The 19914-nt window shown below is 35.3% G+C and carries 24 protein-coding genes; 15 read left to right on the forward strand and 9 right to left on the reverse strand.

What is annotated here, in order from left to right; all coding sequences use genetic code 11:
• Positions 1-90: 90 nt before the first annotated feature.
• From CQ022_RS03175 to aroB, 6 genes are all read right to left on the reverse strand, one after another.
• On the reverse strand, positions 91-810 hold the full coding sequence (locus CQ022_RS03175; RefSeq protein WP_105682781.1) for a porin family protein: 720 nt from the start codon (positions 808-810) through the stop codon (positions 91-93).
• A 363-nt stretch (positions 811-1173) separates the two neighbouring features.
• The gene (locus CQ022_RS03180) at positions 1174-1872 is read right to left on the reverse strand and encodes a porin family protein (RefSeq protein WP_105682393.1); all 699 of its coding nucleotides are present in this window, start codon (positions 1870-1872) and stop codon (positions 1174-1176) included.
• A gap of 433 nt (positions 1873-2305) precedes the next feature.
• Positions 2306-2890: a porin family protein gene (locus CQ022_RS03185; protein ID WP_105682392.1), complete on the reverse strand. Its 585-nt coding sequence runs from the start codon at positions 2888-2890 to the stop codon at positions 2306-2308.
• Positions 2891-3079: 189 nt separating this feature from the next.
• Positions 3080-3709, reverse strand: a complete 630-nt coding sequence (locus CQ022_RS03190; RefSeq protein ID WP_105682391.1) for a porin family protein — start codon at positions 3707-3709, stop codon at positions 3080-3082.
• Between the two features lie 230 nt (positions 3710-3939).
• The gene (locus CQ022_RS03195; protein WP_105682390.1) at positions 3940-4575 is read right to left on the reverse strand and encodes a porin family protein; all 636 of its coding nucleotides are present in this window, start codon (positions 4573-4575) and stop codon (positions 3940-3942) included.
• 277 nt (positions 4576-4852) lie between these two features.
• Positions 4853-5899: a 3-dehydroquinate synthase gene (gene aroB / locus CQ022_RS03200; protein WP_105682389.1), complete on the reverse strand. Its 1047-nt coding sequence runs from the start codon at positions 5897-5899 to the stop codon at positions 4853-4855.
• Between the two features lie 101 nt (positions 5900-6000).
• On the opposite strand from aroB, the gene CQ022_RS03205 reads away from it, so the two are divergent.
• Positions 6001-7179, forward strand: a complete 1179-nt coding sequence (locus CQ022_RS03205) for a pseudouridine synthase (RefSeq protein ID WP_228421653.1) — start codon at positions 6001-6003, stop codon at positions 7177-7179.
• A 201-nt stretch (positions 7180-7380) separates the two neighbouring features.
• Here the strand turns inward: CQ022_RS03205 and pncA are convergent, their stop codons facing one another.
• Positions 7381-7986 (reverse strand): bifunctional nicotinamidase/pyrazinamidase, encoded by a 606-nt coding sequence (pncA, locus tag CQ022_RS03210; RefSeq protein WP_105682388.1) that lies wholly within the window; start codon positions 7984-7986, stop codon positions 7381-7383.
• A gap of 217 nt (positions 7987-8203) precedes the next feature.
• Here pncA and CQ022_RS03215 point away from each other — a divergent pair, with 217 nt between their 5' ends.
• From CQ022_RS03215 to CQ022_RS03235, 5 genes are all read left to right on the forward strand, one after another.
• Positions 8204-9346, forward strand: a complete 1143-nt coding sequence (locus CQ022_RS03215; protein ID WP_105682386.1) for a DEAD/DEAH box helicase — start codon at positions 8204-8206, stop codon at positions 9344-9346.
• 217 nt (positions 9347-9563) lie between these two features.
• Positions 9564-10100 (forward strand): YfiT family bacillithiol transferase, encoded by a 537-nt coding sequence (locus tag CQ022_RS03220; RefSeq protein ID WP_105682385.1) that lies wholly within the window; start codon positions 9564-9566, stop codon positions 10098-10100.
• A complete protein-coding gene (locus CQ022_RS03225) occupies positions 10094-10555 on the forward strand; it encodes a DUF1569 domain-containing protein (RefSeq protein WP_228421651.1) in 462 nt (153 codons plus the stop codon). Before CQ022_RS03220 ends, CQ022_RS03225 begins: the two co-directional genes overlap by 7 nt.
• Positions 10552-10932, forward strand: coding sequence for a bacillithiol system redox-active protein YtxJ (gene ytxJ / locus CQ022_RS03230; protein WP_105682384.1), 381 nt, complete (start codon positions 10552-10554; stop codon positions 10930-10932). The genes CQ022_RS03225 and ytxJ overlap by 4 nt, the downstream gene beginning before the upstream one ends.
• The gene (locus CQ022_RS03235; protein WP_089691886.1) at positions 10929-11525 is read left to right on the forward strand and encodes a Crp/Fnr family transcriptional regulator; all 597 of its coding nucleotides are present in this window, start codon (positions 10929-10931) and stop codon (positions 11523-11525) included. Before ytxJ ends, CQ022_RS03235 begins: the two co-directional genes overlap by 4 nt.
• Before the next feature lie 145 nt (positions 11526-11670).
• On the opposite strand, the gene CQ022_RS03240 is transcribed toward CQ022_RS03235, so the two are convergent.
• Positions 11671-13086 carry a PLP-dependent aminotransferase family protein gene (locus CQ022_RS03240; RefSeq protein WP_105682383.1) on the reverse strand — a complete coding sequence of 472 codons (1416 nt, stop codon included), beginning with the start codon at positions 13084-13086 and terminating at the stop codon, positions 11671-11673.
• A gap of 97 nt (positions 13087-13183) precedes the next feature.
• On the opposite strand from CQ022_RS03240, the gene CQ022_RS03245 reads away from it, so the two are divergent.
• From CQ022_RS03245 to CQ022_RS03280, 8 genes are all read left to right on the forward strand, one after another.
• The gene (locus CQ022_RS03245) at positions 13184-14068 is read left to right on the forward strand and encodes a DMT family transporter (RefSeq protein WP_105682382.1); all 885 of its coding nucleotides are present in this window, start codon (positions 13184-13186) and stop codon (positions 14066-14068) included.
• Between the two features lie 86 nt (positions 14069-14154).
• Positions 14155-14388 carry a hypothetical protein gene (locus CQ022_RS03250; RefSeq protein WP_105682381.1) on the forward strand — a complete coding sequence of 78 codons (234 nt, stop codon included), beginning with the start codon at positions 14155-14157 and terminating at the stop codon, positions 14386-14388.
• 316 nt (positions 14389-14704) lie between these two features.
• Complete coding sequence (locus tag CQ022_RS03255; RefSeq protein WP_105682380.1) at positions 14705-15301, forward strand: Crp/Fnr family transcriptional regulator; 597 nt, start codon at positions 14705-14707, stop codon at positions 15299-15301.
• Positions 15302-15358: 57 nt separating this feature from the next.
• A complete protein-coding gene (locus CQ022_RS03260; RefSeq protein ID WP_228421649.1) occupies positions 15359-15973 on the forward strand; it encodes a Crp/Fnr family transcriptional regulator in 615 nt (204 codons plus the stop codon).
• 177 nt (positions 15974-16150) lie between these two features.
• Positions 16151-16369, forward strand: coding sequence for a hypothetical protein (locus CQ022_RS03265; protein ID WP_105682379.1), 219 nt, complete (start codon positions 16151-16153; stop codon positions 16367-16369).
• A gap of 42 nt (positions 16370-16411) precedes the next feature.
• Positions 16412-16729 (forward strand): hypothetical protein, encoded by a 318-nt coding sequence (locus tag CQ022_RS03270; protein WP_105682378.1) that lies wholly within the window; start codon positions 16412-16414, stop codon positions 16727-16729.
• Between the two features lie 14 nt (positions 16730-16743).
• A complete protein-coding gene (locus tag CQ022_RS03275; RefSeq protein WP_123864375.1) occupies positions 16744-17127 on the forward strand; it encodes a hypothetical protein in 384 nt (127 codons plus the stop codon).
• A 154-nt stretch (positions 17128-17281) separates the two neighbouring features.
• The gene (locus tag CQ022_RS03280) at positions 17282-17782 is read left to right on the forward strand and encodes a CinA family protein (RefSeq protein ID WP_105682376.1); all 501 of its coding nucleotides are present in this window, start codon (positions 17282-17284) and stop codon (positions 17780-17782) included.
• Between the two features lie 39 nt (positions 17783-17821).
• Here the strand turns inward: CQ022_RS03280 and CQ022_RS03285 are convergent, their stop codons facing one another.
• The gene (locus CQ022_RS03285) at positions 17822-18610 is read right to left on the reverse strand and encodes an AraC family transcriptional regulator (protein WP_228421647.1); all 789 of its coding nucleotides are present in this window, start codon (positions 18608-18610) and stop codon (positions 17822-17824) included.
• 115 nt (positions 18611-18725) lie between these two features.
• Between CQ022_RS03285 and CQ022_RS03290 the strand changes: the two genes are divergently transcribed.
• Positions 18726-19862: an Atu1372/SO_1960 family protein gene (locus CQ022_RS03290; RefSeq protein WP_105682374.1), complete on the forward strand. Its 1137-nt coding sequence runs from the start codon at positions 18726-18728 to the stop codon at positions 19860-19862.
• Positions 19863-19914: the final 52 nt, after the last annotated feature.

Raw genomic sequence — 19914 nt, forward strand, 5'->3', positions numbered from 1 at the left:
ATTCTTACATATAAATAGCCGGAAGAAATTCTTCCGGCTATTTTATACGTGCAGATAACTGCACTAGGGTTAAAAAATTGGTTCTTTTGATTAAAACTTATAGTTCAGACCTAACTGAAATACTCTGTTGTTATTTTCAGCTGCAGACATGCTCTTATCAATCTTTGTCAAGCTATTTACATATCTTGCATTGATACCGATGTTGGAAGTGATATCATATCCTACACCAAGACCTAGTCCGAAATTGAATTTATTGATCATATCTTTGTCGATATCTTGAGAGTGAGAACTTGAAGTAGTGGTAGTAATACCTCCGGTAGTACTTGCTACAGTAGTTTCTCCTTTGTTTTTTCCATTGATGAAATAACTGAACTCAGGTCCTGCTTCAATATAAAACTTATCAATAGGTCTCATTTGAACCATTAACGGAACTGAAATGTAGTTCATGTTTACTCTACTTTGTGCTTTGGTTTTTACGTTGGTAACTCCATTGTCTGTTTCTGTAGAATACATTACATCTTTTGCTCCCATTTGGTTAAATAATACCTCTGGCTGAAAGCTGAATTGTTTTGAAATGGGAATATTTACAAATGCACCTGCATGGAAACCTAGTTGTTGAGTGTTGATTCCGAACTTTTGCTGACTGAAATAAGCTGAGTTTCCTCCTGCCTTGATCCCAAATCTAACGGGTTGAACATCTTTTTTTAGTGGTGATGCACTTACTGTTTTTGTTTCTGTCTTAGTTTCTGTTTCCTGAGCGAAAGCTAATGCACCAGCAGTTAATGCTAATCCTAAAAATAACTTCTTCATAATTTTATTTTTTAATTTTACTATTTGTGTCGAATGATTTCCCAATCAGACTCGAATTATTTTGCAAATTGCTTGCCAAACTTGAAAAATGCCTATTTATAAAGGTTTTCACGTGGTTTCATTAAAGGTTTTTTTTAATCATTTATCCCTTTTTAATGAATAAATATCTTGCCAATCTCTATATTTTTGAAAAGAGTTTAATGCTAAAAATACTTTCTTGTTGATAATTGAAATGATGAAAATTTAAAATCAGAAATAAGTTTTTAGAAAAATTTATAAGCTATCTGGACTATTTTTATGAGTAGAAATAAAAATACCGGACTTTAAAAAGCCCGGTATCTGTTTTGAAAATAATAAATATCGCTATTTAAACTTATAAGCAACGCCAATCTGAATGGCATTATTTCTTACTTTGTCGTCCTCATTGTATTTGTAAACCTCAGTAAGACCCGCAGTAAATCTGGCGGTCACGCCAAAGCTTTTCGTAAAGTAATATCCGGCACCAATTCCTAGTCCCAGATTAAAACGATTAAAAAGGCCTGTTGAAATATTCTGCGAAATATGATCCGTATGATTAACGGTAATTGAATTTCCGGTAGTCTCAATAGTGGTTAAATCTCCTTTTGTTCTTCCTCCCAACAGGTATCCAAATTCAGGACCTGCTTCTACATAAAGCTGAGGAAGAATATTATATTGAACCATCACAGGAAGAGAAAGGTAATTTAAGGTTGTACTATAATCATAGTGTTGTGTTCTTCTGTAGTTCCCTGAGCTTGTTCTGTAGTTATAATCTGATTTTGACCCCAGCTGGCTGAAAAGAAGTTCAGGTTGGATACTGAATTTTTCAGAAACCGGAATATTCGCGAATACTCCTGCATGAAAACCTACTTTCATTTTTTCATTGTTGTCATATTCATAACCGTCTCCTCTGGTAAGTGTAGATCCATTCAATCCGGCTTTAACACCAAAAGTAACAGGAGATGAAGATTTTGACTGATTTTTTTCTTGTGCATTTGCGAAAAGGCTACCCGCAACGGCAAGGACTGCAAAGAGTTTTTTCATGATTTAAAGTTTAATTTAATTTTTCTTCATTGTGACAAAATATCTGCCATAAAGGAGAGAAGTGATAAAAATCATACTAAAAGCGAAAAAGTCAGGCCTAAATTAATAAACCTGACTTTTTCTATTGAAATCAAAATGTATCTAAATTATGGAACAAAATACTTTCCTGTATTCTGTAATGCACTCTAAATGCCAACCAATTATGGAAGTTCTCGTTAAAAATTAATGGTAATAGTTAGATTTCAGTCTTGAAAATCAATTGAATGATCAACTGAATCAATACCTATTCATTGTAAAAACAGGAACTGTAAATTGGAAATTCCGGAATAAAGTACAATCAGTATTCAATACGCAAATTTCTTGCCAAAATATCAATAAAATATAAAAGCCGGATTAAACTATAATCCGGCTCTGTATTGAATAGAAAATTTACTTAGAATTTATAAGCTAAACCTAACTGGAATACTCCGTTTCTGGCAGCATCACCGTTATTGTTTTTAGGAACATCAGATAATCCTGCAGTATATCTTAAATTCACTCCAATATTTTGTGTGAAATAATATCCTGCTCCAAGACCTAATCCGAAATCAAAAGTTTTCAAATTGTCTTTAACGTCTACAGAGGCACCGTTACCTTTTCCTTTAGCACTGATAAGGAACCCGAATTGAGGACCTGCTTCTACATATAGATTAGGAATCAGGTTGTACTGTAACATCACTGGTACTGCGATATAATCCATATTTAGTTTTATATCACTGTTAGTTTTAGCTTTACCACCCATACCACTATATAATACTTCTGGTTGTACAGAGAAGTCTTGTGCTACTGGAATGTTTGCAAAAACGCCACCATAAAATCCAGCTTTAGAGTTGAATTCACTGTTAGAAAGAGTAGAAATATTAAGACCTGCTTTTACCCCAAATCTAACTGGAGAAGATGATGCAGTAGAAGTTGAAGTCTTCTGAGCGAAACTGAAAGTACCTGCTACTAGCGCAAGGCCTAAAAAAATCTTTTTCATAAGTTTATATTTTAATAGTTATTAAGTTTTGTTTAACATTTCATTAAGAATCAAATGGTGTGCCAAAATTGAAATGTGCTGGAAATCTACTGTTTACTATATAATTCCCATTGAAATTTAAAAAGCCGGATTAATTTTAATCCGGCTCCACTTTAATTATAAAAACTTGACAAAAAAGGAGATCGTGCGTTAGAATTTGTAATGTACTCCTACCTGGAATACACTGTTTCTTACAGATCCCGGTCTGCCATATCCATAAAGATATCTCTGTTGTTTCGCATTCACAATATCAGATAACCCTGTAGTATATCTTACATTCACACCAATATTTTTGGTAATATTATACCCGGCTCCCAGTCCGATTCCGAAATCGAAACTCTTGGTTGCATTTTTAAGTTGCAAACTTCCGACATCATCTTTTAGTTCTGCTCCCATTAGGAAATTAAATTGAGGTCCTGCTTCTACATAAAAATTAGGAAGTGCTTTATACTGAAACATTACAGGAACGGAAATGTATTCTAAATTAAGTTTTGCATTACCGTCTCCTTTTTGTTTTGCCCCAACAGCACTATATAATACTTCCGGCTGGATAGCGAAATCTTTTGCTACAGGAATATTTACAAATACACCACCATAGAATCCTGTTTTTGCTTTCATATCCATATTAGAAAGACTGGAAACATTAAGTCCTGCTTTTAAACCGAATTTGATTTTGGAAGAAGATGTTGATGGAGTAGCTGCATCAGTGGAAGTGGAAGTGCTTTGAGCAAAAGCAAAAGTACCTGCGACAATTGCCAGGCCTAAAAAAATCTTTTTCATAGATTAGTTTTATTTTACATTGTTTGACGTTGGCTAAACAACAAACAATATGCCGTCAACCCTCATGAATAAAGACTTTATGTGTTTTTAACGAATGAAAAAATCAACTATATGGGATGTATTTATGGTGAATTATTAACTCCATCTTATTTTAACATAAAAAAAGACCAGATTAAAAAATTAATCTGATCTTTTCTATTGAATATAAAATTTGTTAGTGAATGTATAGCTTATTTAAATTTATAAGCTAATCCAACCTGGAATAGGTTGTTTCTTGTAGCATCAGATCCACTAGGTCTGTTTTTCGCTACATCTGTTAAACCTGCAACATATCTTGCAGTAAGTCCTAAGTTTGGAGTGAAATAATATCCAGCTCCAAGACCGATACCAAAGTTAAATGTATTCAGATTGTCTTTGTAGTTATCGGTAGTGTTAGAATCTCCGTTAGATTCATTTTTGAACTTGTTTTTAGCACTTACCATGAAACCGAATTCCGGTCCTGCTTCCACATAAAGATTTGGAATCAGGTTGTACTGGAACATTACAGGTACAGTAATATAATCTAATTTAGTAGAAGCTGAAAATTTTGTTCCTCCTAACGTATAATCTGATTTATTACCATATTGTGAATATTGAACCTCCGGCTGAACACTGAATGATGCAGCCAATGGAATGTTAGCAAATACTCCTGCGTTGAATCCTATTTTAGATTTCTGGTCATCAAGACCACTGTCTTTTGAAAGTGAAGATACGTTCATTCCCCCTTTTACCCCAAATGTTACTGGATTGGAAGATGTATTTCCTGTCTGTTGAGCGAATGCGAATGTTCCTGCAGTTAACGCTAATCCTAAAATTAACTTTTTCATAACTTTAATTTTTTTAATTTTACTCTTTCTTAATTTTAAATTTTACTACTGTTCAGCATTTTCAGTTGAACGCAGAGTATCTTTCAAATTGCTTGCCAAAAATATTTTTTATGAGTAAAATCAATAAAAAAATCACTTAGTGTTTAAGTGATTTTATTGTTATGTATTTAATTTTCAGTATATTGTAAATTAAATTAAACATTTGTTTAGAAAGTGTCTAAATTGACAATTTTGTCAAAAATAGCTTTTAAAGAGAATTTGTTTTTCCAAAAAAGCGTTAAGCATCATTTAATTTTCTATAAAAAGACAAAGATTCAAGGATATTTTCCTGGCTGCACTGATGATCATACGTACAAGAGCCTATTCCTGAAAGCAGAGAAAAGTTGATTTTACTGTCTGTATTCTTTTTGTCATTTAATAATAGCGCTGTGATATCTTCATCTTTAAAATCGCTGATATCAAGGTATGGATAATATCTCTGAATATTTTCAATGATCATTTTTGCATCTTCTTCAGAAATAAGATTCTCAAGACAGGCAAGATGCGCTTCTGCGATCATTCCCATAGCAACTGCTTCACCGTGAAGGATAGGATTTTCCTGTTGTAAGCATAAACTTTCTACAGCATGGCCTATTGTATGTCCGAAATTAAGTGTCTTTCTGATGTTTTGCTCATGGAAGTCCTGATCTACCACATTCTGCTTGATATTCATTGATCTCTGAATATGTGGAATTACCGTTTCCACTTCCAGCTTACGGATCTGAATCAGCTGATCCCAATGATTTTTATCAGCAATTAATCCGTGCTTAAGCATTTCAGCAAAGCCACTTCTTAATTCTTTAAAAGGTAATGTTTCTAAGAATTTTGGGAAAATAAAGATCTGTTCAGGAAAAGCAAAAGTTCCCACCATATTTTTAAAGTGCATCAGATCAATCCCTGTTTTTCCTCCTATGGAAGCATCACACATGGATAAAAGGGTAGTAGGAATGTTGATAAACTGTATTCCTCTTTTATAAGTAGATGCAACAAATCCGCCCATATCCGTAATTACACCGCCACCAAGATTGATAACCAATGCTTTTCTATCCGCCTGCATCTCCGTGAGAATTTCCCAAAGCTGATTGGCTGTCTGGATATTTTTCATTTCTTCTCCGGCTTCAATCTCTAAAATTTCAAAACCAAGATCGGTTTCCATATTTCCTAAAAGAACAGGAAGGCAGTATTCATGGGTATTTTCATCTACAAGAATGAAAATTTTACTGAAAGATTTTTCGTGAAGAAACTCGTTTAGCTGTGAAAAATTATCGTTTAATATTGTTATCATCTTCAAATTTATGTAAAGTTAAAATGTAAACTATAGTGCAAAGTTATGATTCTTAATTTTTAACTCGTAACTAAATTACTATCTTTGCAGAAATTTTTAGAATGAGCAGAGATAATAATAATTCAGACAGACCAAAGAGACCAAGAATTTCAACCAAGAAAAGTTCTGATGATTCTCGTGCTTCCAGATCTGGAAATTCTTCAGGATCAAAGCCTTTTAAGAAACCGTTCTCTAAAGACGGGGGAAGAAAAGGGGCAGAACATCAGGGATCCAACTCAAGATTTGAAAAGAAACCTTTCAAAAGAAATACAGACAGCTCCGAAGGTTCCAACGATGAGATGGGATCAAAATCTGAAAGAAAACCATACATCACGAACAAAAGTGAGAGTTATGAGAAAAAATCTTTCGGAAAACCAAAGAGAGGAGGAAAGAGCTTTGATGCAAGAGATAAATATGAAAGAGGTAGTCTGAAATATGGCAGAAGACCCTCTAATGGAGATGAAAGAGAAGACAGAGCAAAATCTTTTGTACAAAAAAGAAGGTTAAACAAAATTGACAAGGATGTTCATAAAGACACGATCCGTCTCAATAAGTATATTGCCAATTCAGGGATCTGCAGTAGGAGAGAAGCTGATGAGCTTATTACTCAGGGTCTTGTAGAAGTAAACGGAAAGGTAGTCAATGAAATGGGTTATCAGGTACAGAAAACCGACAGAGTAGTTTTTGACGGACAAAGTATTACTCCGGAAAAACCTGTTTATGTACTTTTGAATAAACCAAAAGGTTACATTTCTACGACGAAAGATGACAAAGCCAGAAAAACAGTAATGGATCTTGTAGCGAATGCTTCTCCTTACAGAGTTTTCCCGGTTGGAAGATTAGACCGTTCTACAACGGGTGTTATTTTATTGACGAATGACGGACACATGACTAAAAAATTAACGCATCCATCTTTTGATGCTAAAAAGATTTATCATGTAACATTAGATAAAAAACTTACGGGTGAAGATTTACGTCTTATCGCAGAAGGAATCCGTCTTGATGAAGGAGTAGCGGTTGTTGACCAGATTTCGTACATTGAAGGAAAACCTAAAAATGAGATCGGAATTGAAATTCATATCGGATGGAATCGTGTTATCAGAAGAATATTCCAAAGATTAGGATACGAAGTGGAAGCTTTAGACAGAGTGATGTTTGCCGGATTAACGAAGAAGAATATCAAGAGAGGACACTGGAGAATCCTTACAGAACTGGAAGTAAATAACCTTAAAATGCTTTAAAATAATGATGAATTATGAGTTATAAATGATGAATGACAGATTCTTCAGTTTGTAACTTAATTTCATTCTTTTTAAACAGTATATTTAAGTGTAAAGAATAAAAAAGCGCAGAATTGTTTTCTGCGCTTTTTGTTTTATATGGTGATGAAGTCTATCATTAAAGTATTTCTTAATTCATAGCTCATCATTTATAATTCATCATTATCCTAACACGGTTACTCCTTTTTCAATCATGTCGTAGATGGCATCTCTGGCATTGTCAGGTTTTACGTTTACAGCACGTGTTCCGTTGAAATGAAGGCAGGTTACATATCCGTTGGCCACAGCATCCTGAGCCGTGAATTTAACGCAGTAATCTAATGCTAATCCTACGATTTCAACCAATTGAATGTCGTGGTATTTCAAGAAATCATCCAATCCGGTTTTCATAAAATGATTATTATCCTGGAATCCGCTATAGCTGTCTATTTCAATATTTTTACCTTTTTGTATAATGTGGGTTACTTTATCTCTGTTCAGATCTTTGTGAAATTCTGCTCCGAAAGTTCCCTGAATACAATGATCCGGCCACATAAACTGTGGAACACCATTCAAAATAATACTTTCTCCTACCTTTCTGCCATTGCTGCTTGCAAAACTTTTATGACCTGCAGGATGCCAGTCCTGCGTCAAAACCACCTGATCATATTCATTTTCCTCCATCAGAAGATTGATGTAAGGAATAATTTCGTTGGCTCCAGGGACTGCAAGTGCTCCGCCTTCACAAAAATCATTCTGTACATCGACTATTATTAATGCTTTTTTCATATTTTGATTTCTCGAATTTTTGATAAATTTAAAAAAACTAAACCACAAAAATTTGTCCAAAACCGAATTATCGGACAAATCGGCAATGTAAATTTTCAATACTCCCGAAATGAGTGGTTTAAAATTAAAATAATTGTATTTTCTTTGAAAAGTATGGCATTTTTGGGACATACACCAAATCTCAATAACGTATCTTTGCAGGAAATAAGTATTTTTTATGTCATTTGAGTCTTTAGGATTATCACACAATATTATTCGTTCTGTTAACAAATTGGGGTATTTAAAACCATTTCCAATTCAGGAGCAGGCTGTTCCCGTAATTTTACAAGGGAAAGATCTGATGGGAATTGCACAGACAGGTTCTGGTAAAACAGCTTGTTTTGTGATGCCGATTTTAGAAAAACTACAGAATTCGGAAGTTAAAAAAGACCGTAATGTTCAGGTTTTAATATTGGTTCCTACCCGTGAATTGGCTATTCAGATTGATGAAGTTTTCAGAGCTTTTACAGAAAATCTGAAAAGAGAAGTCCGAACAATGGCTGTTTATGGAGGGGTTTCTATCAACCCGCAAATGAAAGGAATGTTTGGGGTGGAAGTTCTGATTGCAACTCCGGGGCGTTTATTAGACTTAATTGATCATAATGCTTTGAGTATTTCAGGAATTAAACATCTGGTGATTGACGAGGCAGATAAAATGTTTCAGCTGGGCTTTGGTGAAGAGATGAATAAGCTTTTTGCGATGATGCCGATAGCCAAACAAACCACTTTATTTTCAGCAACTTTAAATGATAAAGTTTCTGAGATGAAAGAACGTCTGTCCATTAATCCTACCCTTATTGAAATTAAAAAAGAAGAAGTTGAGATAGATAATATCGAACAGCTGGCCTATCATGTTTCTCCGGAAAATAAAGGTCCTTTTTTAAGATATTTAATTAAGGAAAAGAAAGTTGAAAAAGCTCTTATTTTTGTCTCGTCCACAAGATCTGCAGACAATTTGGTAGAGAAGCTTAAAAAGAATAAAATTAAAGCTGTGGCGATTCATAGTCAAAAGTCACAGGGGGCCCGTAGAAATAATCTGGAAGAATTTAAAGTAAATGGAGCTCAGATTCTGGTGGCTACAGATCTAATTGGCCGTGGAATTCATATTGAATCTCTGCCATGTGTTATCAACTATGAATTACCGCGTTCTCCTTTAGATTATATCCATCGTATTGGTAGAACGGGGCGTGCCAACGAAAAAGGAACAGCAATTAGCATTCTAACGGATGATGAATTACAGCATTTCAGGGTGATTCAAAAGAAAATGGGAAGAAAAGTAACGCTGCAAAGAACAGAAGGTATTGATTTACATGGTTATTAATACTTGATCTTAAATAATACAGGCTTCAGTTTATACAATTGAAGCCTTTTTTAATGAAAAATTGGTACCACAAAAATCATTATCGGTATAATTAATGCTTTATTCACTTTAAATCCTTGAATTTTTGATAAATTCGCACAAGCTGATATTTGAAAATTGTCTGAAAAGAAAATGATCGGACAAATCGGCAATATTTAAAAATTAAAACCCTTGAACAATGAGTGATTTAGAGAAAAAAAAGTTTCCAATAGGACCGTTTGAAGCTCCCGAAAGCATCTGTGACACTACCTTGGATACTTATATCAAAGTGATTAAAGACTTTCCCGGCAGGCTAAAAAATCTCATTGAACATTTTGCAGACGACCAATTGGATACTCCTTACAGAGAAGGAGGCTGGACGGTAAGACAGCTTGTGAACCATCTTTCAGACAGTCATATGAACAGTTTTATCCGTTTTAAGCTGGCTCTTACGGAAGATAATCCTACAATAAAACCCTATGATGAAGCGAAATGGGCAGAACTTCAGGACAGTTTCCATATGCCTGTAAAGCCGGCAATGAGAATGTTGAAAGGAACACACCAAAGATGGGTGGTACTTCTTAAAAGCCTTACCAATAAACAGTTTGAAAGAACTTTTCATCATCCTGAGCACAATAAAAGTTATAATTTAAGAGAAAGCCTTGCTTTGTACGTCTGGCATTGTAATCATCATTTTGCTCATATTGAAAATCTGAAGAAAGAAAAAGGTTGGTAAGAAAGCGTCTTGATAATCCCATATACTACAACGAAATTGTAAAGAGAATTTCTTTGTTATCTGAAAACTCCATTGGAAAATGGGGGAAAATGAGCGTATGTCAAATGGTAAAGCATTGTGATCTAGTTCTTCAGGTAGCCCTGCGGAAAATTGAACTTCCCCGTATTAATGTGGTATTCGAGACTATAGGAATCTTTACAAAAGTAGAAATGTATGTTTTCAATAATGGAATTCCCAGAAACATGCCTACTTTTCAAAAACTAATCGTTAATTTTGAGTGTGATTTTGATGTATCAAAAACCAATCTGCTGAAAACGCTGGAAGAATTCCGGGAAGCTTGTGAAAAGAACAGGCTGCCGGATCATCACAGATTATTCGGTAAAATGACTGAAAAAGACTGGACATTTTTAGAATATAAACATCTTGATCACCATCTAAAACAATTTAATGTATGAGTTTTTTTGATAAAATATTTGGTGGAAAAAGCGAAACCCCTGATCAAAAATCATTCTGGAAAAAGATAGAGTCTGAAGAAGACCTTACAAAAGCTATAGAAGACTCTTTTCAGAATAAAATTGCTATATTCAAGCATTCAACAAGCTGTTTCATCAGTAAAACAGTACTGAGAAACTTTGAAAAAGAAGTGGAAAGTTCAGATCAGTCGGTTCATGTTTATTACCTGGATCTTCTGGCTCACAGACCTGTTTCTAATAAAATAGCCGCAGATTTTGAAATCAGACACGAAAGTCCACAGCTGATTGTAATTGAGAACGGAAAGTCCATCAACAATGCTTCGCACCAGGATATTTCTTTAAGCCAGATTGTATCATGAAGAATATAAATAATTATTTAGCTAAAGTTTTAAATGTTCCGCTTCAAAACGTGAACACCTGTAGCCTGCACTATGAAGTAAAGAAAATTCCTAAAAACCAGTTTCTTCTTCAGTATGGCGAAATATGCCGTCATATATTCTTTGTAGAAAAAGGACTGATAAAAATGTATTCTATTGATAAAAACGGAAAAGAACATATTATACAGTTTGCCCCGGAAAGCTGGCTGATTTCTGACCGAAGCAGTCTTTATTTCAATGAAAAATCCATTTATTATATAGAAGCAGTGGAAGATTCAGAGGTACTGTTTTTACATCCCGATTTCTTTAATAAATTGGTGGAACAATTCCCAAACAGTATTGAGAGAAGTGATTTTCTGCTGCAGAAACATATCAGAAGTCTTCAAAACAGGATCAATTCTTTATTGGGAGAGACTGCAGAAGAAAGATACATGAAATTTATTAAAATGTATCCGGATTTACTGTTGAGAGTTCCACAATGGATGATTGCTTCTTACCTGGGGATTACTCCTGAGAGTCTTAGCCGTGTAAGAAAAGAACTGGCAAGAAAGAATTTTGTTCCTGATAATAAATAAAGAAGGCTGGAAGATGGGAGAGGGAAGCTTGAAGTTCTGGTAAACACAGAAGAACTTGATAGTTATTATTCAAACATCCTTAATAAGAATCGACATAATCTATTCTTAAAACTATAATAACTTCCATCTTCCAGCCTCCTTACTTTCAATAAATTTTTTTGGCAAGATTTCCCACCTGTCTGAGCTTTGCCTGTGTATTTTCCGACCAGGGAAGGCCTATACAAAGTCTCATACAGTTTTCAAACTGCTCCTGAAAGGTAAACATTCTTCCGGGAGCTATACTGATGTTTTGTTTGATAGCCAGATCATATAATTCTGTGGTCCGGATCTTTTTATCAAATTCTACCCATAATGATAATCCTCCCTGTGGACGGCTGGTTTTGGTGCCTTCCGGGAATGATTCTGCAATAGTTTGAACATAATTCTGATAGTTGAACTGTAAGGTTCTACGAAGCTGCTGAAGGTGTTTTTCGTACTTCCCAGATTTCAGAAAGTTGGCGACAGCTTCATTCACAATAGAAATAGAAGATGTGGAATGCAAGAGTTTTAATTTCATGATCTTGTCTTTGTATTTCCCAGGAGCAATCCATCCAACACGATAGCCGGGAGCCAGTGTTTTTGAAATCGAACTGCAGTACAGTACATTTCCGTCTTTATCGAAAGATTTGCAGCATTTTGGACGGCTGGAACCAAAATAAAGGTCTCCATACACATCATCTTCTATCAGCGGAATATTGTTTTCCGACAATATTTTTACAATTTCTTTTTTATTTTCATCAGGCATACAACTTCCCAGCGGAGAATTGAAGTTGGGAATCAACAGACACAGATCTATCTTGGGAATTACTTTTTTTAAGGCTTCAATTTCTATTCCGGTAGTAGGATGGGTGGGAAGTTCCAGTACTTTTAGGCCTAATCCGTTTGCCAGCTGTAAAATACCCGGATAACAGGGACTTTCAATAGCAATTGTGTCTCCTGGTTTTCCCAGAGCCATTAAGCAGAAAGAAAGAGCATTCATTCCGCCATTGGTGGTAATCAAATCATTTTCGCTCAGGTTTCCTCCCCATTGCAAAGAACGTATAGCAATCATTCTTCTGAGCTTCAGATTTCCCTGAAGTTCTTCATAGTCAGTACCTCCGTCTTTTAATTCTCTGATGGCATTCACTATTTCTTTTTTTAGTTTTGCCTGAGGTAAAAGATCTCCGGACGGAATACCGATAGAGAAAAAAGTAAGGTCCTTTTTGCCCATATTTTCATACACTTTACTGATCAGCTCATCCGGTTCATCATTATTGGCAATCAATGACGGACGGCTCACTTCGGGTAAAGGAAGTTTTACAGAGAGCAGCTGGCTTACAAAATATCCTGACTGTGGTTTTGATTCTATCAAAGATTGGGATTCCAGTTCGAGGAAAACACGTTTAGCAGTGTTCATACTCACCTGATGTTCCTGACATAGCATTCTTACCGAAGGAAGCTTGTCTCCGGTCTTTAAAATGCCATTTCTGATCTGCCCTGCAATTCCGTCTGCAATTTCTGTGTATAAAAATTCTTTGCTCATATTTTCAAACTGTGCTCATGCAAATATACAAAACTGATACTGTGTTTATCAAATTATCCTTTCTAATTTTGAACCATCAATTAAAACCTTTCTTACAATGATGACAAATCAGATAACAAAAGATGAAAATATAAGCGGATGGATCAATGGCTTCATTGGTGTTGTATTATTTAGTGGAGGGCTGCCTGCTACCAAACTAGCGGTAATGGAAATGAGCCCAACTTTTGTAACAATAGTCCGTGCAGCTGTTGCCGGAGTATTGGCTTTAATCGTATTATGGGTGGGCAAAGAAAAACGACCGGTGAAAGAACAATTCGTTCCTGTGCTTCTGGTTTCTCTTGGCTGTGTGGTAGGTTTTCCGCTTCTTTCTGCACTGGCTCTTCAGTATCTTACTTCGGCTCACTCCATTGTATTTCTGGGAATGCTGCCTTTGGCAACCGCTATATTTGGAGTTTTCCGTGGGGGTGAGAGGCCTCATCCTATATTTTGGTTTTTTTCGATTGTAGGAAGTCTTTTAGTGATTGGATATGCTGTTTCACAAGGAATATCAGCGTCACCAATTGGCGATATTCTGATGCTGCTGGCAGTTATTTTATGTGGTATGGGCTATGCTGAAGGCGCGAAATTATCCAAAACATTAGGTGGCTGGCAGGTGATTTCCTGGGCTTTGGTACTGGCATTGCCTGTTATGATTCCTTTATTCTTTATTTATTTTCCTGAGGATATTGGACATGTTAGTTTTCAGGGATGGTTTGGGCTGGGCTACATTTCTCTTTTCAGTATGTTTATTGGATTTATATTCTGGTATAAAGGATTAGCACAGGGAGGAATCGCTACTGTGGGACAGCTGCAACTGCTTCAGCCTTTCTTTGGTTTGGCCTTGGCCGCCTGGCTTCTTCATGAGCAGGTGAGCATGGGAATGCTGGGAGTAACGGTAGGAGTGATCTTATGTGTTGCTGGAACTAAGAAATTTGCGAAATAATTAAATATAAAGCATTATGACTTAAGTCATAAGAAAGCTGCTTCACAATAGTCTACCTTTGATCTATCACCACAAAATAGAGTATTATGAAGTTTATTATGTCAAGCCTGCTGATAGGAATTATTGTCCTGAGCTGCAAAAAAGAATCGAGGACAGAAACTCATGTTACAACAGACACTGTCATAGCTGATACCATAAGGACGGATTCTGTTTCTCCTATAAGTCCAATCCCTTCCGATACAGTACATCGTGATACGGTTTCCTCAAAAAAACTTGCAGATACTACAGGAGCTCATAAAAATAAAATTCCAAAGAAATAGTAGTTTTTTCTGTTATTACTTTGAAAAACCCGTTTTCATTAAGTGAAAACGGGTTTTATTGTATTGTTCTCCTATATAATGTCAAAATTCTAGCTTAAAAATGTGGTATCGAAATAGTAATTTAATTGCATTTTTAGTAACGATATTTAGTCAATAAATGAAAAATATGATTGAAGTTGTTAAAATTTTTAACGTTTTTTAACTTTAAAAACAATAATTAAGGTGCGGTTTTTGCATACATCTTAGAATCGATTACCAATATTTTTACTAAGACTAAGAAGAGGAGAAGAAGAAAACAACGCCAAAAACAACTATTATGGTTATCGACGAAAATATTTTGATTTCAGCGGGAGCAGAAACGAAACACTATACCCCTTCAGAAGTGATATTCTGTGAAGGGGATATTCCTACTTATTATTACCAGATTATTAAAGGGGAAGTAAAACTCAACAATTACAATGAGGAGGGAAAAGAATTTATTCAAAACATTTTATCTGACGGAGAAAGCTGTGGGGAATCTATTCTGTTTATAGAAAAACCTTACCCTATGAATGCTGAAGCCATTACAGAATGTAGTGTTCTGAGGCTTCACAAATCTGTCTTTTTCAATTTACTGAATCAAAATCCTGAATTATACATGGAGGTTAACAGTTTTCTTTCTGAACGCCTTTATTACAAATTCATTATGATGCAGAATCTTTCATCTCAAAACCCATCTATCAGGCTTAGAGGTTTGATGGATTATTTGAAGAGTTTTCAAAAAGATTTGACACCTTATTCATTTTTGATTCCGTTAACGAGGCAGCAAATGGCAAGCCTGACGGGGCTTTGCGTGGAAACCGCCATAAGAACAATTAAGCATATGGAGAGGGATAAAATTTTAAGAATTGAAAACCGTAAAATTTTATACTAAAAAATCCATTTTAGGTATATTATTTGTGTCTTTCTTTACTTAAAATCTATTAAAGTTATGAAAACAATAAGTTGTATGAATATTGAAGAAAGTCTTCTGTATTCATTCGGGGGAGAAGAAAGGAATTATAAGAAACATGAAGTTGTTTTTAAAGAAGAGGATCATGCACTTTATTATTTTCAGATTGTTGAAGGAAAAGTAAAACTGAATAATTATAATGAAAATGGAAAAGAATTCATTCATAATATTCTGGGTAAAAAACAAAGCTTTGGAGAGGCCATGCTTTTCCTTCATCAGAATTATCCAATCAATGCTATATGTCTTGAAGATTCCCGGATTATAAGACTTCCCAAAAATAATTTCTTTGAAATGATCACGGAGAATCCGGGGCTTTCGCTGGAAATAAATGCCTGCCTTTCACAGGAAATTTTTTATAAACTGAAAATGATGCAGAGCCTTGCATCAGAAAATCCGATGCAGAGACTGAAGGGCTTATTGGATTATCTTAAAAGCTATCATGATGAAGACTGTCATCAGTGTTTCCATATTGCCTTTACACGCCAGCAGATTGCCAATCTTACAGGCCTGAGGGTGGAAACTGTAATCAGAACCTTAAAAAAAATGGAAAAGGAAGGGCATATCACTTTAAAAGACCGGAAAATTTTATATTAATATTCATTTTGATGACTCAGATCATAAAAAAGTGAGTTATTCTTATGTACATTTGGTATAGTAATTTTCAATACCATTCTTAAGATCTTACCTAAGGTGAATATAAAAATATTCATTTTTGAAATTGCCATCCGTGCCAGTTATAGGCCGTAATAATCCATACTTTAATATCATATTATGGCCGATGAAACCAATGAATCCGAGGATATGAATTCCAGCAAAGAACAGCAGGAAGGAGACCATGGAGTAACAAGAGAAAATAATAAGCATAAAGCGCTGCTTCACTCTTTTTTTATAAGTGCTGTCAAAAGTATTTATAATATGGAAAATGAAGGTGGTGAGCTCAATGATAGTGATGAAACAGGTGACCGCTGTAATGAGAAGAAAGGGGATTAAAAGGAACGGTTATCAGTTATTTATACTCATCTTAATTTAACCATGAAATCAAAATATATGGACGCTCAGAAAATAATAACTACACTGAAACACAAAGAATTTATAAAAATAGTCCATAAGGGAAATTGCTTCGAAGATGGAGCCGCTGTTTATGCTAAAGAGATTAAGGAAAACATCTTTCTGTTGTTCATCATCCTGAAGGATATTGATATTGAAAACATACAGGCACTGATTGCCCATTTTGACTGTTTCAACAGTATTGGACTGAAAGAGCCGGAACAGGTCATGTTTCATCTGTCTATTAAAGATAAAAATGATCTCCACTATTTCGAGCAATATTTAAAAGCTTCCCATAACTAATACCTCTTTTAAACATGATATTTGAAAACGACACTTTACGGCATTCCGGGATGAATGATAAAAATAATATGATAGAGAATGAGTCTCTGTTTCCGCCTATAATCAATTCATACGGAGTGACGGCTTTCCTGATCAAGTCTTTGGAGAAGATTAAAAACAATGCAAAATGTGAGATCCTTAAAGGTACAATAAACACCTACATGGAAGAATATATTCTTCATATCCGTGAGTTTCATTCCAGGAATACATCGGATACTGCTGATAGAGAAGCTGAAGTAAGGTTTGAATCCCCTTCTTTCACCTTATATGCAAAAACAGCATACTATAAAGTTTTGAAAGAAGAAGAATACATCAACAGATTTCTTGATATTCTGGAGAACAATAAAACGGATTTGTAGACAGCCTTATTGAAAGGGTCTTTAAATAAGAGATTAAAATACCTTTCACACCATTTACAATATTTAATCATGAAAGCTGCTGTATGGTTTTATTCAGCAGCTTTTTGGTCTCTTTTATTATAATTTTAAATGAACCTCTCAAAATATAAATATTATGAATTTTCAACAGAACCTTCTCGATTATATAAGCCATTTTCTGGTAGCTGCTGATGAATCTGTTTCTATCGCTGAAAGTGTTACTTCCGGTTGCCTCCAGCTGGCTTTCTCCCAGATGCCGGATGCTCCTTTATTCTACAAAGGCGGAATGACAGCTTATACACTGCCGGAAAAAGTAAGACTCCTTAAAGTAAGTAGACCTGGACCTGATGATCTTGACGGAGCAGCAGAAGCTATTTCTCAATCCATGGCTCTCAATGTAGCTAAGCTTTTTGAATCCGACTGGTCTATTTCTACAACCGGTTATTGTAACCCCATCATTAATTCCGGATACAAAGTGTTTGCCTATTTTTCATTTGCTTATAAAGGCGAAGTTATTCTTACAAAAAAGCTGGAACTCCATCCTAAAACTCAGGCTTTAAATGCCCAGTTATATTACACTGAATTTATTCTGGGGTGCTTTAAAAGCGAGCTCAACAGAGTTTTAATTTTAAGATAAATTTCAGATTTTTGTTGCCGGAAATGATACGTAGAAGCCTTAATTCTTATTCACCTTTGGCTTTGTCTGCATGATGGCAAAATAAGATGACGTGAATGCTGACAGACTTTGATAACCTACTTTATAAGCAACTTCACTCAAAGTATATTGTCGGGTATCGATCAGTTCAATACTTTTTAAAATCCTTGTCAGCTGCAGGTATTTCTGTAAGGTAATTCCTGTTTCGTTTTTAAAAATTCTCTGCAGGCTTCGCACAGACATTTGTGCTTTTTCAGCCAGAGCATCAATATCCAGATTATATTTAAAATGAGCATTGATTTCATTACATACCGGGATCAGTCTTACATCAGTAGGTACAGGAATTTCCAGACCGCTGCTTTCCTTACAGAAGTTGGGAAGGCTCTTTAAAATGGCTTTAAAAAAAATATCCTGTTCTTCATTATCTTCCAGTAATTGGTTCCATTTTGAAGCATACAAAAGCATTTCCTTTAAAACAGGCGGAACAGCAAATACCTGAACATGCTGGTAAAATTCTTCTTCAAAAACCGACTTGAACAGGAATACCATCAGATTGACTGTTTGGGCTTCCGAGGTTATTTTGTGAGCTTTTTCTGAAGGAATCCAAATGACATGATGCTGCGGAACAAGATAAATTTTCTGGTCGATATGGAAATACTGATAACCTTCTTCTACAAAGGTAAGCTGAGCACGGTTGTGCATATGCTCATAATCGTCATGCTTCCAGCCTTTTTCACACCACACATAAGCTTCTTTCTCGATAGAATCTACAAACTGGCTTTCCGTTTTTTCAATCAGTCCACATTTCATGTTGTCGTTTTGTATGTATATTTTGGCAAATTTAATAAAAACGACAGTAGTAATTTTGTAATATCAACATCATGCTAAATAATTAATTCAAAATATAATCTATATCTTATTCAGAATGAAAAAACTATGTCTTTTTTTTATTTTAATTTTATTATCTAATACCACCAATATCATGGCACAAAATAAAGCTAAAATATTAGTTCTTATCCATTCAGACAATGGCGGAACTTACAACCTGGCTAAAGAAATAGCCAAAGGAATTGAAAGTGAAAATAATGCAGTTCCTTATATTAAATTGGTTAAAGCTTCAGAAAATCCCAACCTGAAGGATATACCAGTGGCAACAGTAGATGAACTTACAAATTATGATGGAATCGCCTTTGGATCACCGGTTTATTTCGGGAACATTAGTACCGGAATGAGCGAATTCTTATCGAAAACTGTTCAGTTGTGGACCAGCCATGCTTTGGAAGGAGTTCCGGCTACCGTTTTCATGTCTGCAGGAAGTGGAGCAGGAAAAGAACTGGCACTTCAGGCATTCTGGAACAGTCTTGCTGTGCACGGAATGGTACTGGTGTCTAATGGAATCCGCGGAACAGAAGAATTGAATAAAGCAATTCCACAGGGAAATACAGTATTGGGAGTTACCAGTATGGCTTCTTTAAAAGATGTGGAAAGGCCTACCAAAGGAGAGCGAAATATTGCCGAACTTCAGGGAAGAAATTTTGCAAAAGTAGTATGGGCATTAAAAGATATACGACCGAAAAAAACGGTAGCTGTTGCTGAAAATCGTCAGAATTTTAATGAAATCTTAAAGCAGAAAAATATTATGCTTCCACAGGTTCCCAAACCGGCAGGGAATTATCAGCCTTTTGTCCGTTCCGGAAATCTGGTATTTATCAATCAGGTTGCTTTGAAAGACGGCAAAATTTTCAAGCCCGGAAAATTAGGAGTGGAAGTTAATGAACAGCAGGTGAAGGAGGCAACAAAAGTGACTATGCTGAATGTTATTTCTGTATTGAATGAAGCGGTAGGAGGAGATTTAAGCAGAGTGAAGCAGTGTGTACAACTTACAGGAATTTTCAATACCAAAGATGATTATACAAAACATGCAGATCTAATGAATGTTGCTTCTGATCTGGCGGTTGAAGTTTTCGGAGAAAAAGGGAAACATGCCAGAGCTACTTTAGGTGCTTCATCTATTCCTGTGGGCTCTTCCGTAGAGATTCAGGCGGTTTTTGAAGTAGAGTAGTTTTATAACTGATGTATAGCATTCCTCAATGAAAAGGTAATGAGCTAAAAAC

Source organism: Chryseobacterium culicis, assembly GCF_002979755.1.
Classification (GTDB): Bacteria; Bacteroidota; Bacteroidia; order Flavobacteriales; family Weeksellaceae; genus Chryseobacterium; species Chryseobacterium culicis_A.